Origin of the sequence: Catellatospora bangladeshensis (assembly GCF_016862575.1) — a bacterium.
GTDB lineage: Bacteria > Actinomycetota > Actinomycetes > Mycobacteriales > Micromonosporaceae > Catellatospora > Catellatospora bangladeshensis.
On record NZ_BONF01000008.1, the window covers coordinates 250186 to 265154 of the forward strand.

13 protein-coding genes are annotated in these 14969 nt (G+C 70.3%); 10 read left to right on the forward strand and 3 right to left on the reverse strand.

What is annotated here, in order from left to right; all coding sequences use genetic code 11:
• Positions 1-2: 2 nt before the first annotated feature.
• The 5 genes from Cba03nite_RS06215 to Cba03nite_RS06235 all read left to right on the forward strand — a co-directional run bounded on the left by Cba03nite_RS06215 (position 3) and on the right by Cba03nite_RS06235 (position 4940).
• Positions 3-1049: a LacI family DNA-binding transcriptional regulator gene (locus Cba03nite_RS06215; RefSeq protein WP_203742917.1), complete on the forward strand. Its 1047-nt coding sequence runs from the start codon at positions 3-5 to the stop codon at positions 1047-1049.
• A gap of 74 nt (positions 1050-1123) precedes the next feature.
• Entirely contained in the window at positions 1124-2416 is a 1293-nt protein-coding gene (locus Cba03nite_RS06220; protein WP_239125506.1) for an ABC transporter substrate-binding protein, read from the forward strand.
• A 245-nt stretch (positions 2417-2661) separates the two neighbouring features.
• Positions 2662-3540, forward strand: a complete 879-nt coding sequence (locus Cba03nite_RS06225; protein ID WP_239125527.1) for a carbohydrate ABC transporter permease — start codon at positions 2662-2664, stop codon at positions 3538-3540.
• The gene (locus Cba03nite_RS06230) at positions 3540-4373 is read left to right on the forward strand and encodes a carbohydrate ABC transporter permease (RefSeq protein ID WP_203742923.1); all 834 of its coding nucleotides are present in this window, start codon (positions 3540-3542) and stop codon (positions 4371-4373) included. Before Cba03nite_RS06225 ends, Cba03nite_RS06230 begins: the two co-directional genes overlap by 1 nt.
• A gap of 3 nt (positions 4374-4376) precedes the next feature.
• On the forward strand, positions 4377-4940 hold the full coding sequence (locus Cba03nite_RS06235; RefSeq protein ID WP_203742925.1) for a hypothetical protein: 564 nt from the start codon (positions 4377-4379) through the stop codon (positions 4938-4940).
• A 179-nt stretch (positions 4941-5119) separates the two neighbouring features.
• On the opposite strand, the gene Cba03nite_RS06240 is transcribed toward Cba03nite_RS06235, so the two are convergent.
• On the reverse strand, positions 5120-8071 hold the full coding sequence (locus tag Cba03nite_RS06240) for a glycoside hydrolase family 48 protein (RefSeq protein WP_346110982.1): 2952 nt from the start codon (positions 8069-8071) through the stop codon (positions 5120-5122).
• Between the two features lie 303 nt (positions 8072-8374).
• On the opposite strand from Cba03nite_RS06240, the gene Cba03nite_RS06245 reads away from it, so the two are divergent.
• The 4 genes from Cba03nite_RS06245 to Cba03nite_RS06260 all read left to right on the forward strand — a co-directional run bounded on the left by Cba03nite_RS06245 (position 8375) and on the right by Cba03nite_RS06260 (position 11093).
• Positions 8375-9169 carry an aldo/keto reductase gene (locus Cba03nite_RS06245; RefSeq protein ID WP_275411541.1) on the forward strand — a complete coding sequence of 265 codons (795 nt, stop codon included), beginning with the start codon at positions 8375-8377 and terminating at the stop codon, positions 9167-9169.
• Between the two features lie 69 nt (positions 9170-9238).
• On the forward strand, positions 9239-9967 hold the full coding sequence (locus tag Cba03nite_RS06250) for a hypothetical protein (RefSeq protein WP_203742931.1): 729 nt from the start codon (positions 9239-9241) through the stop codon (positions 9965-9967).
• A complete protein-coding gene (locus tag Cba03nite_RS06255; protein WP_203742933.1) occupies positions 9964-10539 on the forward strand; it encodes a hypothetical protein in 576 nt (191 codons plus the stop codon). The genes Cba03nite_RS06250 and Cba03nite_RS06255 overlap by 4 nt, the downstream gene beginning before the upstream one ends.
• Positions 10536-11093, forward strand: a complete 558-nt coding sequence (locus tag Cba03nite_RS06260) for a hypothetical protein (protein WP_203742935.1) — start codon at positions 10536-10538, stop codon at positions 11091-11093. Before Cba03nite_RS06255 ends, Cba03nite_RS06260 begins: the two co-directional genes overlap by 4 nt.
• Here the strand turns inward: Cba03nite_RS06260 and Cba03nite_RS06265 are convergent.
• On the reverse strand, positions 10977-12359 hold the full coding sequence (locus tag Cba03nite_RS06265; protein WP_203742937.1) for a hypothetical protein: 1383 nt from the start codon (positions 12357-12359) through the stop codon (positions 10977-10979). The two genes, Cba03nite_RS06260 and Cba03nite_RS06265, sit on opposite strands and share 117 nt — an antisense overlap.
• Positions 12360-12389: 30 nt before the next feature.
• On the reverse strand, positions 12390-13136 hold the full coding sequence (locus Cba03nite_RS06270) for a TetR/AcrR family transcriptional regulator (RefSeq protein WP_203742939.1): 747 nt from the start codon (positions 13134-13136) through the stop codon (positions 12390-12392).
• 116 nt (positions 13137-13252) lie between these two features.
• On the opposite strand from Cba03nite_RS06270, the gene Cba03nite_RS06275 reads away from it, so the two are divergent.
• Positions 13253-14794 carry an MFS transporter gene (locus Cba03nite_RS06275; protein WP_203742941.1) on the forward strand — a complete coding sequence of 514 codons (1542 nt, stop codon included), beginning with the start codon at positions 13253-13255 and terminating at the stop codon, positions 14792-14794.
• Positions 14795-14969 lie beyond the last annotated feature (175 nt).

A 14969-nucleotide genomic window follows, 5' to 3' on the forward strand; every position in this document is an offset into this window, starting at 1 on the left:
AGGTGCCGGCCACAATCCGCGACGTCGCCCGAGCAAGTGGCGTGCACGTCTCCACCGTGTCGCGTGCGTTCAGTGCACCGCACCTGGTGAACGCCGAGACCCGGGCGCACGTCCTCGCGGCGGCCGAAGAGCTCGGCTACCGCCCCAACCGGGCGGCCCGCGCGCTCATCACCGGGCGCACCCACAACATCGGGCTGATCGTGGCGGACATCGCCAACCCGTTCTTCCCGCCGCTCATCAAGGCGGCGGAGAGCCATGCGCGCGGCCGTGACTACCACGTCTTCGTCGCCGACACCAACGAGGACGCCGGCGTCGAGGAGGAGCTGGTGCTCGCCCTCGCCAAGCAGGTGGACGGCGTGCTGCTGTGCAGCCCGCGCATGAGCAACACCCAGATCGAGCAGCTGTCCCGCGAGGTCCCGCTGGTCGTGGTCAACCGGCCGGTGCCGGGCCTGCCCGCGGTCGTCATGGACGTCGCGCAGGGCGCCCGCCTGGCCGTCGAGCACCTGGTGAGCCTCGGCCACCGCTCGATCGCGCTGCTGGGCGGCCCGCGCGGCTCGTGGACCAACCGGGAGATCCGCCGGTCGGCCACCCTGGCCGCCCGCACCGCCGGGGCCGAGCTGGTGGTCGTCGGCCCCAACCCACCCACCGAGGAGAGCGGGTCGGCCGCGGCCGACGCCGTGCTGCGGGCCGGCGTCAGCGCCGTGCTCGCGTACAACGACCTCATGGCCGTGGGCCTCATCGACGCGCTCGACCACCGCGGGGTCAAGGTCCCGGATCAGATCAGCGTCGTCGGAATAGACGACACCGCACTGAGCCGGCGCACCCGCCCCATGTTGACGACGGTGGCCACCCCTACGGCGGCCGCCGGACGGGCGGCCGTCGACATGCTGCTCCAGCATGGCGACGACCGCCGCACCACCGCACTGGTAACGCTCCAGACCGAGTTGGTCATCCGCGACTCGTCAGGCCCGGGCCCGCATCGCACTGCGGGCCCGGGCGGACGGCACCAGCCGCCCGTTGACGGTGTCGCTTCCGAGAGCAGGGAGTGAAAGCTATGCACCCAGCGACACCCGCGCCGGCCGACCAGCCGGCGCAGCTCCACGGTAGCCTGCCGGCGGGCGGCATGAATCGCCGCCACCTGCTGCGTATGCTCGCCGGAACGGCTATCGCCGTGCCCGCGGCCGGCCTGCTGGCCGCCTGCGGCGAGGAGGAGCCGGCGGCGGACCCGAACGCGCCGGTCAACATCTCCTTCTTCTGGTGGGGCGGCGAGGCCCGCGCCAAGCTCACCGAAGAGGCGCTGAAGCTCTACATGAGCAAGCACCCGAACGTCACGATCACGCCCACCTGGCAGGCGTTCACCGGCTACTACGACAAGCTCGCCACCATCGCGGCGGGCGGCAACGCGCCGGACATCTTCCAGATCGACGACAACGGCCTGGCCGAGTACGCCGGCCGCAACGTCACCCTGGACCTGTCCAAGTACACGTCGAGCAACAAGATCGACGTGTCCAAGCACCCCGAGAGCCTCACCAAGTACGGCCAGCTCGGCGGCAAGCAGGTGGCCATCGCCACCGGCGAGAACACCCCGGCGATCATCTACGACAAGACCAAGCTGGGCGAGCTGGGCGTCGAGGCGCCCGCGGTCGGCTGGACGTACGAGCAGATCATCGCCTGGGGCCAGGGCATCACCACCAAGTCCGGCGGCAAGTACTGGGGCCTGATGGACCCGAGCTCGGACTACAAGGCGCTGTGGCTGTGGCTGCGCGCCCAGGGCAAGGAGTTCTACGACGGCCCGAAGCTCGCCTTCACCGAGGGCGACCTGGTCGGCTGGTTCAAGCTGTGGGTGGACGCGCGGGCCAAGGGCGCGATCCCGCCGGCCGACGTCTGCCACGAGGCGGTCACCGGCAGCGTCGCCACCCAGCTCGTGGTGACCAAGAAGGCCGCCGTGTCGTTCATGTGGTCCAACCAGCTCTCCGAGATGCAGAAGGCCACCAAGAACGACCTGGCCATGACGGCATACCCGGGCGACCCGAAGGGCCAGTGGGCGCGCGCGTCGACGTACTGGGCCGCCTCGCGCACCACCAAGTCCCCGGACGTGGTGGCCGACATCATCAACTTCCTGGTCAACGACGTGGAGGCCGGCAAGATCCTGGGTGTGGACCGGGGCCTGCCGAACAACCTCGACGTCCGCAAGGCGGTCTCCGACGCGCTGACCGACCAGAAGATGAAGGACACGGTCGCCTTCGAGAACGAGATCACGCCGAAGTTCGGCCCGGCCCCCGCGCCGCCGCCGAAGGGCCACAGCGGCCTGCGCAACACGCTGCGCGACATCGCCGAGACGGTGGCGTACGGCAAGCAGACCCCCGAGGCCGCCGCCAAGCAGTTCTTCACCGAGGCCACCGCCGCCCTGGCGTGACCCGGCCCGCCGCACCTGTACCGCAGCTCTGACGGACACCACCCTCGCCAGGAACGCCGTGGCCGCAACTCCTTCCCGAGTTGCGGCCACGCGTCCGAGAGGGGCCCACCCACGTATCACAACCTGGAAGGGGACCGCGCGTGGCGCTCACCACGGCTTCCCGACCGGCCCTCACGGCCGCTGCGCCCACGCCGCCGCCGAAAAGGGGCCGGCGAAAGAATTATGCCTCCCGCCGCCAGGAGGGCCTGGCGGGCTATGTCTTCCTCTCCCCGTGGCTGATCGGCCTGATGGCCATCACCGCGTTCCCCATGCTCTTCTCGCTGTACCTGAGCTTCACCAACTACGACATCCTGTCGAGCTGGGAGTTCGTGGAGTGGGTCGGCTTCGACAACTACAAGAAGATCTTCACCGGTGATCCGATCTTCTGGAAGTCGGTGCGGGTCACCCTCACCTACGGCCTGATCGCGATCCCGCTGAAGCTCGCCGCCTCCCTGGGCGTCGCGCTGCTGCTCAACCGCGAGCGGCGCGGGGTCGGCCTGTTCCGCAGCATGTTCTACCTGCCGTCGCTGCTCGGCGGCTCGGTGGCGCTGGCCCTGGTCTGGGTCGCCATGTTCAACGGCGAGGGCTCCTTCAACGCCTTCCTCGGCCTGTTCGGCATCGAGGGCAAGCCGTGGATCAACGACCCGGACTGGGCCCTGGAGACCCTGATGGTGCTCACCATCTGGCAGTTCGGCGCCCCCATGGTGATCTTCCTGGCCGGCCTCAAGCAGGTCCCCAGCGAGCTGTACGAGGCCGCATCGGTGGACGGGGCCAGCAAGGTCCGGCAGTTCTTCCACATCACGCTGCCGATGCTGTCGCCGGTGATCTTCTTCAACCTGGTGCTGGAGACCATCAACGGCTTCCAGGGCTTCACCTCGGCCTTCGTCATCAGCAACGGCACCGGCGGGCCGGTGTACTCCACCAAGCTCTACACCCTGCACATCTACGACAAGGCGTTCACCGACTTCCAGATGGGCTACTCGTCGGCCCTGGCCTGGATCTTCCTGGCCGCGATCGGCCTGATCACGGTGGTCTTCTTCAGCACCGGCAAGTTCTGGGTGCACTACTCGGACGGAGAGAACTGATGGCCCGCGTCCGTGGCTGGCTGCGCGTGCTCGCCCTGCTGGGCGTGCTCGCCGTCGTGCTGTACCCGCTCGTCTGGGTGCTGGGCTCGTCGCTGAAGTCGCCGACCGAGATCACCAGCAACCTGTCCGTGTGGCCGGAGGAGCTGACCTGGTCCAACTACTCGGACGGCTGGAACTACATCCCCGGCCTCAGCTTCACCACGTTCATCACGAACAGCCTGGTGATCTCGCTCGCGACGGTGGTGGCCAACGCGCTGAGCTGCCTGGTCACCGCGTACGCGTTCGCGCGGCTGAAGTTCCGGGGCCGCGGCTTCTACTTCGCGCTCATGATCGCCACGCTGCTGCTGCCCGGCCATGTGCTGATCGTGCCGCAGTACGTGCTGTTCAACGAGTTCGGCTGGATCGACACCCCGCTACCCCTGATCCTGCCGAAGCTGCTGGCCACCGAGGCGTTCTTCATCTTCCTCATGGTGCAGTTCATGCGGGGCATCCCGCGGGAGCTGGACGACGCGGCGAAGATCGACGGCTCCGGCCCGTACCGCACGTTCTGGCACGTCATCCTGCCGCTGTCCCGGCCGGCACTGATCACCACGGCGATCTTCTCGTTCATCTGGACCTGGAACGACTTCTTCACCCAGCTGGTGTACCTGCCCAGCGTGGAGAGCTACACGGTCCCGGTGGCGCTGCGGCTGTTCATCGACTCCAGCGGGCAGACCTCCATCGGCCCGATGCTGGCCATGTCGGTAGTCTCGCTGCTCCCGGTGTTCCTGTTCTTCCTCGGCTTCCAGCGCTTCCTGGTCCAGGGCATCAACACGAGCGGACTGAAGGGCTGACCCATGACGGCGACGACCACCACGGACTGGCGCGACACCCTGCGTGACGCGGCCGACCTCGCCCTGGTCGGCATCGTGGTGACCGTCGCGGCGGTGCCGGTCGTGACGACCGGCGCCGCCGTCGCCGCCGGCGCCGAAGCCGTGCACCTGCGCTTCGCCGAGGGCCGCTGGCCGGGCATCGGCGACCTGCTGCGCTCCTTCGGCCGCCGGCTGCTCCCCGGCTTCCTGGCCACGCTGGCGGTGGTCGCCGCCGCGTTGCTGCTCGGCCTGAACCTCTACTGGCTGCGCCAGGGCCTCGCGCCCGGCGGCGCGGCACTGACGGCCGTCACGGTCGCCGCGATCCTCGCGCTGGCGGGTGCGGTCTGCCTGGCCATCCCTTTCCTGGGCCGGGGGTATGGGTACCTGCGCGCGCTGCGTACCGCGTTCACCCGCCCGAAGCTGATCCTGGCCTGCATCGGCGTCCTCGGCATCGCCGCCATGATCGGCTCGATCCTCCCGGTCACCGCACCCCTGCTCGCCGGCTACTTCCTCTTCGCCCTGTACACCATCGCCCGCCGCGTCCCCTGACGCCGCATCGCGTTCCCCCGCCCGGTCGCCTCGCGCCGGGCGGTTTGCAGTTTCGGGGAAAGTGCAGTCATCCGACGACGCATTCGTGCAGTTTCCCCGAAACTGCGGGCCGCCACTGGGCGTAAAGGGGGCGGGCGCCCCGGGAACGGGGCGCCCGCCTGAGGGGTGGCTGAGAGGGGTCAGCCGTTGGGGAACAGGGCGGCGAAGTCGGCGAAGGCCATCGCCACGTCGCTCTGGGCCCAGAAGCGGTGGTACGTGAACTGCGGCTCGGCGCCGCCGTTGAGGTAGGTCTGGACCTTCGACCACTCGGGGTCCTGCTTGTACCAGGAGCGGATGTCGATGAACGACTTGCCAGCGGTGATGATGTCACCGTTGGGCATGTCGCCCGTCCAGCCGGACGGGACGTAGATGCCCTGGCCGGTGGAGGTGTTGTAGGTGTCGTCGAACCGCCGGTAGTCGCCGCGGGTCTCCACGGTCGACACGCCCTTGCTCTCGGCCTTGGCGTACAGGGCGTCGATCAGGCCCTTGCCCGTGGTCTTGGCGGCGGCGTTGCCGGACTTGGCCGCGTAGAACAGCAGGGCGCGGGCGAGCGACGCGGTGACGCCGACGTCCTGGCCGGTGCTGGTCACCGTGACGTGCAGGTTGGTGTTGGCGGCCGGGCTGGACGGGTTCCAGGTGGTCGGCGCGCCGGACCAGGCCAGCTCGGACGGGACGGCGAAGTTCGTGCCGCTCACCGTGGTGTTCGCGATGGCCCACGGCACCCACTTGTCGAGCAGCGCCTTGGCCTTGGTGTTACCGGTGGCGTAGTACAGCTCGGCGATGCGGCCCATCGACCAGACCTGCATGCCGAACCACTGGTTCGACGGCGGGTCGTGGTAGACCGGCTTCTCGTCGTAGAACATGCCGTAGAACGTCGGCGTGCCCGCCGGCGGCTGGCCGTAGTTGCCGTTCCAGCTGTTGGTCGCGCCGCCGGCGATGCCGCCCTCGGCCGACTGCAGCCACTGGTAGAACTCGAGCTGCCGGTTGAAGCTGTTGGTCCAGTCCGCGTTGGCGGTCGGCGACTGCGGCTTCAGCGCGGGGACGTTCGCCAGGGCGTACGCCGCCATCGGGTTCTGGTAGCCGAAGTGGTTGTGGCTGGAGCCGATGCGCCACGACCAGGCGGAGGTGAGGCCGCCGCCCCAGGCGTAGTACCAGGACATCAGGTAGTGCATCGAGTCACGGCCGGTGCCGGCGGCGCAGGTGGTCGCGCCGACGCAGTTGCCGATCTTCTTGAAGTACTTGTCGAACATGGCGTAGCGCAGGTAGTCGCCCATCTTCGCGGCCTTGCCGATGGTGGACGCGATCTGCGACTGCTTGCCCTGCTCGGTGGCCCAGGTCAGCGCCCAGTAGGCCGCCTCGATGGCGCGGGCGTCGGCGTCGGGCGCGTTGGTGTACTTCCACTGCGGCGCGGGCGCGCTGGACTCCTTGACGAACAGGTCCAGGTAGCCGTTGGGGCCGCCGAAGGCGAGGTTGTCACAGCTCGGCTGCGGGATGGTCTCCCACACCGACTCCTGCGGGCCCCGCTGGAAGGTGTTGATGTACGCCGGGCGCGTGGTGCCGTTGCCGCAGCGGCCGAAGCCGTACTTGTTGTCGACGTCCAGCAGCCAGTGCATGCCGTAGATGTTGCCGTTGCCGTAGGTGCTGGTCAGCTCGCTGCGCAGCGGGTCGGCACCGACGGACACGCTGGGCTGCAGCTGCGCCGGGTAGTCGGCCGGGTTGAGGGACTCGGCCGCGTACTGCGGGGTGCCGGCCACGCCCGCGTTGGGCTGGTCGGTCGCCGACGGGATGATGTACTGCTCCATCACGGTCCAGGCCTGGTTGAACTTGGTCCAGTCCTGCGTGAAGCGGCCGTAGTAGGCCTCCAGCCACAGCCAGTACGAGAACGCCTCGCTGGTGGTCTCGTGGCCGTAGTCGGGCGCCTCGACGATCAGCGTCTCGATCGAGTGGTACGGCACACCCTCGGGCGAGAAGTACCCGTTGGCCGTGTTCTTGATCTTGTTGTACTGGTCGATGAAGCGCTGGGTGTAGACGTTGACCTCGTCGTCGGCCTCGGTCGCGGTGACCACGCCGGGGTCGTGCCCGGTCGCGCTGGCCGTGATGGTGGCGGTGCCGGAGGTGTTGTCCGCGTCCTGCGCCGCGGCCAGGGTCACCGTCTGCTCGGTGCCGTAGTTGGCCGGGGTGAACGTCAGCGTGGCGCCGGTGGAGACGGTCACGTCGGTGTCACCGGCGGTGCGGGCGACCGCGACGGTCACGTTCGCGGTCGGCGCGGCCGACAGCTTCACCTTGACCGTGTTGGTGCCGCCCTCGGGCACGCTCACCGCGGCCGTGCTCGCCCCGTTGACCAGCACCTTCGGGGCTACAGAGGCGTCGACCACGACGGTGGTGTTGGCGGTGGCGGTGGCGCCGCCGTTGTCGGTCGCCTTGGCCTGGAACACGTACGTGCCCACCGGCAGCGCCGAGACGTCCCAGGTGTACGGGGACGCGGTGTCCGAGCCGAGCAGCAGCCCGTCGCGGTAGAACTCGACCTTCGACACGGTGCCGGGCGCGGTGTCCGCCGCGGTCGCCGCGATGGTGAACGCGGCCGGCGCGGTGAAGTGGGTGTTGTTGGCCGGCGACGTGATGCTCACGGTCGGCGCCGGGTTGGCCCCGGTGCACGGGGTGCCGTTGATGCTGAACGACGTCGGCGACGAGTACGTGCCGCTCCAGCGGCCGTTGAAGCCGATGCCGGTCGAGCCGCCGGTGCCGACGTTGCCGTTGTAGTTGAGGTTCGTCGCGGTGATGTTCTGGCCGGACGCGGTGTAGTTGGCCGACCAGCCGGGCAGCGTGATCGACTGGCCGGAGGGCAGCGTGAAGCCGAGCGACCAGCTCGTCCACGGGTCGCCCAGGTTCTTCAGGGTGAGGCTGGCGGTGAAGCCGCCGGTGCCGGCGCCCTCAGTCCACGGGTTGGCGGTGTATACGACCTCGCAGGCGACTGCGGCCTGGGCCGGGCTCGCCGCCACCACCAGGCCGCCGACGGCGACGAGCGCCGCGGTGGCGACGGCGCCGGAGCGCCGCAGGATTCTGTGGCGGGAACGCCGCAGTGTGTGCAACAAGATGAACTCCTCGCGAATGCGCCGGGATCGGGCCCGGCGGGGAAACCTTTCGCGCCGTCGATCGATGACGGCGATGGAGCGAAGCGGCTCGTCCATGCCCTGACGTGCCGTGTCGCGCGACGATGGCTCCCGGTCGCGAATTCGGATCAGTCTTACATGGGAGCGCTTCCATAGCAAGGGCTCACTACCTCGCGCAACGTCCCGATCGTCACTCCTTTAGGTGTTGCGCCAGGCAGCCGGCGCGGGCGCTGGAAGAATGGACGCATGATCGTTTCGGACGTGACGCTCAATAACGGGGTTCGGATGCCCCAGCTCGGGTTCGGCGTGTGGCAGGTCGACGACGACACGGCGGAGAAGGCCGTGATCACGGCGCTGGAGTCGGGCTACCGCAGCATCGACACCGCCAAGATCTACTTCAACGAGGAGGGCGTCGGCCGCGCCATCCGGGCCGCCGGCGTGCCCCGCGAGGAACTGTTCGTCACCACCAAGCTGTGGAACACCGAGCACGAGTACGACAAGGCGCTGCGCGCGTTCGACGAGAGCCTGGCCAAGCTGGGCCTGGACTACCTGGACCTGTACCTGATCCACTGGCCGGTGCCGTCGCAGGACCGCTACACCGAGGCCTGGCGCGCGCTGGAGAAGCTGTACGCCGACCAGCGGGTGCGCGCCATCGGCGTCTCCAACTTCACCGTGCAGACCATGAGCCGCCTGCTGGACGAGTTCGAGGTGGTGCCCGCGGTCAACCAGATCGAGCTGCACCCCCGCTTCACCCAGGAGGAGCTGCGCAAGCTGCACGCGGTGCACGACATCGCGACCGAGGCGTGGAGCCCGCTCGGCCAGGGCAAGGGCCTGCTCGACGAGCCGGTGCTCGCGCAGGTGGCGAGCAGGCACGGCAGGACCCCGGCGCAGGTGGTGCTGCGGTGGCACCTGCAGCTCGGCAACGTGGTCATCCCGAAGTCGGTCACCCCGTCGCGGATCGCGGAGAACCTGGCCGTCTTCGACTTCACCCTGGACGACGAGGACATGGCCGCGCTGTCCACCCTGGACACCGGCGCCCGGATCGGCCCCGACCCGGCGACCTTCGCCTGGATGGGCTGACCGGTCCACGCACGACGGACGCCGCAGGTCGATTGGGACCGGCGGCGTCCGTCTCGTATGCTCGCCGCTGTGTCGGTGACGGGGCGCGGCTCGCTGAGCCGCAGGCTGGGCAGAGGACTGCTGGACACGGCGGCGCCGCGGTTGCGCATGATCATCGTGGTGCTGGCGCTGGGGATCTCCGGGCTGTTCGGCGGGTGGGAGACGGTGCCCGCCGCGCCGGAGCCGCAGCACACCGCGGGCACCGCGATCGGCGGCGGACCGTGGCAGGTCGAGGTGCTCGAGGCGAAAGTGGCCGGCGACATGCCCCCGCTGCGCCGCCAGGACGAGAACAACCGCTGGGTGTACGTCATCGCGAACGTCACCATCACCGCGCACGAGTCGATCACGCTCACCAAGCAGATCCTGCGGCTGTCCGGGGTGGAGGGCCTGCTCACCGAGGAGCCCTACGACATGGCGCTCGACCGGGACAAGCGGGTGATCCGGCGGCTGCACCCGAACATGACCGAGAAGGTCGTCTTCTTCTGGGAGCAGGACGGCGACGCGCCGCTGCCCACCAGCCTCACCGTGCTGGTCCAGGCGCGCACCTACCGCGAGGACTCGCTCAGCCACGAGGCCAAGTGGATGGACGACGACGAGGTCGCCGGCCGGGTCACCCTCCCCGTGATCGACAACCGCGCCGCGGCCTCGCCCAGCGCCTCGCCGCGGCCCAGCGCGTCGGTGACCGCGAAGCCCGGCGCCTCGCCGAAGCCCAGCCGCTCGCCGCGGTCCGCCTCCCCGAGCGCGAGGGCCACCCCGTGAGCCTGCTCCGCCGCCTGGGCGCGGCCCTCTTCGTGATCGCGGTGCTCGCCGCCGGGCATGCCCTGACCACCGCGCTGCCCGACCGCAACCAGCAGCTGCGCGCGTTCCCGGCCACGGGCGAGTTCGGCACCGACGTGACCGCGCGCGAGTTCACCGTGCGGGTCGGCGCGGTGCGCTGCGCCGCCGAGCTGAAGATCGGCACCGCGATCCTGACCACGCAGGGCGTGTGGATCGTGGTCAAGCTGCGGCTGACCGCGCGCAGCCAGGTGACGAGCATCCAGTACGCCGCCATCCGCGACGCCGAGGGCCGGGTCTACGAGGTGACCGACCGCTTCGAGCAGACGCTCGTCGCGGGCGGCCGCCGCCTCCAGCCCGGCATCGCGGTCGAGGGTGAGATCGCGCTGGAGGTGCCCGCCACCTCGACCGGCACGCTGACCCTGCTGCTGGCCTCCACCTTCGTCGACCACCGGATGGACTCGATGGCCGAGATCCCGCTGCCCATCGGCGACGTGAGAGCGGCGCTGGACAACCCTGCCTCCACCGAGGTCCTGGCGCCCAGGGTCGCGAAGTGAGGGGCCCGGACGCGCTCGGCCGCGGCTGGTGGCGGCGCAACCGGTGGGGCCTGGTCGTGGTGCTGCCCGCCTTCGCCGCGATGCTGTACGGCTCGGTGTACATCGACCTCGACAACTGGCAGCAGCGCGAGCCACGGCCGGTCGCGGCGGCCGCCGACGGCTGGGTCGACTTCGGCGGGGTGCGGCTGCACCTGGTCGAGATCGTGCCGGCCACCGACCTCAAGCGCTTCGGCGGGCAGCCGTTCACGGTGCCGCAGGGCGTGACCGCCTGGCGGGCGGTGTTCGAGATCGAGCCGTCCGGGGCCGAGGTGCCGTTCTGCTCGGTGCGGCTGGAGGACACGGCGGGCCGGGTGTACGACGACCGGCCCGACGAGTTGCTGCGCGCCGACGCGGACCGGGCCACCTGCGCTGTGGAGGACAGCCCGGTCCCGGCCGCGTCAGGCCGGCACCAGGCCGCCGCCTACTTCGTCACGCCCGCCGACGCCGAGCCCGTCGCGGTGCGCGTCACCTTCGGCGCGGTCGACCTGACCCGGTACGCCCGCCTCGGCCGCTGAGCCGCTGACCCGCAGCACCCGGTCCACCGCCGCGGCGACCAGGCACAGCTGCAGCACCATGGTGATCGACTCGTTGACCGCGGACAGCGGCCCGGACAGCGGCACCCACCAGGTGTCGAGCTGCCGCGGGCCGATGATGGTGCGCTCCAGCTCCCACAGCCACCGCGGCAGTCCCTGGGTGCACACGAAGAGCAGGCAGAACAGCAGGATGGGCACCATGCCGGCGTACGCCACCAGCCGGTAGGACCGGGCCAGCGGGCTCATCGCCTCGCGCATGTCGGCGGTGCCGCCCTTGGCGAGCCGGCGCACCGGCATGGGCACCCGCGTCCAGCGCCGCGCGGCGCGGCGCGCCCGCTGCACCTCCTTCTCGGTCAGCGGCGGGTCCTTCATGCCGTACACCGTGGTGGCCACGAAAAGCCAGGCCACGGGCACGATCAGCACGGTGTCCACGGAGGTGGCCAGGTCGAGCGCGAAGCGCCCGGCCACCTGCGCGGACTGCTCCAGCGGCCCGAGGTGCGCCACCAGCGCGTGCCACGTGTCCAGCGACCATTGGTAGAACCGGCGCTGCTCCACGAACGGCATGACCTTGTCGGAGAGCCCGCTCACGAACACCACCACCAGGGTGATCGACAGCACCTCCAGGTATGCCCGGACGAAGTTGACCCAGTCCCACAGCCGCTTGGCCATCAGGCCGAGCACGAAGCGCAGCACCATGGCGACCACGACCACGGTGACCAGGGCCGCGTTCAGCTCGAACGGCAGGCGCTCCTCGACGTTCACCGCGGACGGGTTGAGGAACGTGTCCGGATTGGCCAGCGTCTCGTCCCGGAAGACCTCGTAGATGTAGTTGTTGCGGTCCTCGGTGAAGTAGTCGAAGGACGCGTACACCGCGACGAACGGCAGCAGCACGCTGGCCGTGTTCGCCAGCAGCCGGAACCGCTCCCCCGGCTCGCCGTCGCCGGTCAGCGCGGGCAGCGAGCGGGACAGCGTGCGCATCATCAGCACCAGCGCGGTCATCACCACGACGGGCACCAGTGCGAACACCAGGAAGCCGTAGACGCCGCCGAGCTTGCTGGCCTGCACCGCAAGGATGATCATGCCGCGCCGCACCGCGAAGGCGGCGAAGATCAGGGCGAACAGCACCGGCCAGTGCCGCAGCAGCAGCGCGCCGGTGGTCCGCAGCACGGCCGCGAGGTGCCGCAGCGACCAGGCCAGCCCGTGCTTGGGCGGCGTCACGACCGTGACCGGGGAGGGGATGTCCGTCACGTCGAAGACCGTACCGTCTGTCCGTTCCGGTCAGCCGCCCGCCTGTTCGATGTGCAGCCCCACGCCGTCGAGGATGCGGTCGAGCCCGAACTCGAACTCGTCGTAGCCCTCCTCGGGGTGGTCGAACACGCCCGCGGCGAGCACCCTGCCCAGCGCCGGGAAGCGGGCCGGGTCGACGAGCAGCTTGAGCAGCCTGCCGTACGCGCCGATGGACTCGTCCAAGGAGGAGCCCGCCGCGTTCACCGCGGTCAGCATGTCCACGGCGGTGGTGGCCTCGTTCCGGACGTACCCGCTGAGCAGCAGGATCACCGAGAGCTTGCCCTCCTCCGGCAGCCGCGTGCCGCCGAGCACGGCGAGCCCGGCGTCCATCCAGGCGAGCTGGTGCGGGGTGGCGGGCGGGCCGCTGATCGGCACCCGCAGCATCCACGGCTGGCTCATGTAGACGTCGCGGCAGGCGGTGGCCCAGGCCAGCAGCCCGGCCCGCCAGCCGGCGGCGGCGTCGAGCGGCGGCGGGTCGCCGATGGCGGTGTCCACCATGAGTTCGAGCAGCTCGTCCTTGGCGCGTACGTAGCGGTAGAGCGCCATGGTGGAGGCGCCCGCCTCGGCGGCGACGCGGCTCATGGAGACCGCGCCGATGCCGTCGGCGGCGGCCACCCGGATGCCGGCGCGCACGATACCGTCCAGCGTCAGGCCGGGTTTCGGGCCCTTGCCGGGGCGCTCGCGCAGCCCCCAGGCCGCGGCGAGGTTCGCCGGCACCGCAGCGCCGTCCAGCTCCAAGGCTCACTCCTGCTCTCGTGTCTTGACTGCTCATCCTAGTACCGCGTATAACGTACACAGTACAGCGTATGGCATACACAGAAGCGCGTATCACATACACAGAAGGTGGCCCCTCGATGAACGAGCCAAGCCCGCCCCTCGCCGGACGCCGCGAGTGGATCGGCCTAGCCGTGCTGCTCCTGCCCCTGCTGCTCGTCTCGATGGACGTCTCGGTGCTCTACTTCGCCGTCCCGTTCATCAGCGCCGACCTCGCCCCCACCGCCACCCAGCAACTGTGGATCTTCGACATCTACGGCTTCGTGCTGGCCGGCCTCCTGATCACCATGGGTGCGCTGGGCGACCGCATCGGGCGCCGCAGGCTGCTGATGATCGGCGCGGCCGCGTTCGGCGTCACCTCCGCCGCCGCGGCGTACGCGGGCAGCGCCGAGGCGCTCATCGCCACCCGCGCCCTGCTCGGCATCGGCGGCGCCACGCTGATGCCGTCCACGCTGGCCCTGATCCGCACCATGTTCCACGACGCGAAGCAGCGCGCCACCGCGATCGCGATCTGGACCGCCGCGCTCACCTTCGGCGTCGCGCTCGGGCCGATCCTGAGCGGATTCCTGCTGGAGCACTTCTGGTGGGGATCGGTCTTCCTGATCAACGTGCCGTTCATGCTGCTGCTGGTCGGGCTCGTGCCGGTGCTGGTGCCCGAGTCGCCCCGGCTCACCGAGGGACGTTTCGACCTGCCGGGTGCGGCCCTGTCGCTGGCCGCCGTGCTGCCCGTGATCTGGGGCGTCAAGGAGATCGCCGCCGAGGGCGACGGCACGCTCGCCGGTGCCGCGATCGTGACGGGCCTGGCCGTGGGTGCGGTGTTCCTGCACCGCCAGCGGACCTCGGCGTACCCGATGATCGACCTGGCCCTGTTCCGCCGCCGCTCGTTCAGCGGCGCGGTCGTCATCAACCTGCTCGCCATGTTCGGGCTGGTCGGCTTCGCCATCTTCGCGACGCAGCTGCTGCAGACGGTGTGGGGCATGACCCCACTGGAGGCCGCGCTGTGGAGCCTGGCGCCGTCGCTGCTCGTCGGCGGTGCCGCGCCCCTGGCCACCAGCCTGGCCCAGCGCGGCGTGCCCCGCTCGCGGCTGGTCGCGGCAGGATTCGGCCTGGCCGCCGCCGGGTTCGCCGGAATGCTCACGATCGACGTCGACACGCCACTATGGACGCTGATCGTCTGTTCCGCCTGCTACGCGGCCGGACTGATCGTGGTGATGGCGCTGAGCGCCGAGCTGATCGTCTGGGCCGCCCCGCCGGAACGGGCCGGTGCCGCGTCCGCCGTGTCGGAGACGTCGTCGGAGTTCGGCGGCGCGCTGGGCATGGCGGTGCTCGGCAGCCTGGGCACCGCCGTCTACCGCGCCGGCCTCGACCTGCCCGGCGGCCTGCCCGCCGAGGCCGCCCACGCCGCCCACGAGACCCTCGCCGGAGCGGCCGCCGCCTCCGCCGCGCTCCCCGGCGAGACCGGCGCGGCGCTGCTGACCGCCGCCCGCACGGCCTTCGTCGACGGCCTCCACGCCGCCGCGATCGGCGCCGCCCTGATCATGGCCACCGCCGCCGCCATCGCCCTGCTCACCCTCCGCGACCGAACCCCGGCCACCGCCACCGCCCCCGCACCACACCCCTGACCCCGCGATGATCGCGTCGATCTTGCGCGAACTGTTAGGGATTTGTCCCATGTGGGCGTGTCGCACCCACAGTTCACGCAAGATCGGCGCGGTGGAGGGGGCGGTTGACGGGGGGAGGTAAGGCTAACCTAAGGTTGGCTTCATGGGCGGGGTTGGGGAGGGTGTGTTGTGACGA

Excerpts from the sequence above, each read along its gene's own strand:
- Cba03nite_RS06275 (WP_203742941.1), top strand. The coding sequence starts at position 13,253 with ATGAACGAGCCAAGCCCGCCCCTCGCCGGACGCCGCGAGTGGATCGGC.
- Cba03nite_RS06235 (WP_203742925.1), top strand. The coding sequence starts at position 4,377 with ATGACGGCGACGACCACCACGGACTGGCGCGACACCCTGCGTGACGCG.
- Cba03nite_RS06220 (WP_239125506.1), top strand. The coding sequence starts at position 1,124 with ATGAATCGCCGCCACCTGCTGCGTATGCTCGCCGGAACGGCTATCGCC.
- Cba03nite_RS06245 (WP_275411541.1), top strand. The coding sequence starts at position 8,375 with ATGCCCCAGCTCGGGTTCGGCGTGTGGCAGGTCGACGACGACACGGCG.
- Cba03nite_RS06230 (WP_203742923.1), top strand. The coding sequence starts at position 3,540 with ATGGCCCGCGTCCGTGGCTGGCTGCGCGTGCTCGCCCTGCTGGGCGTG.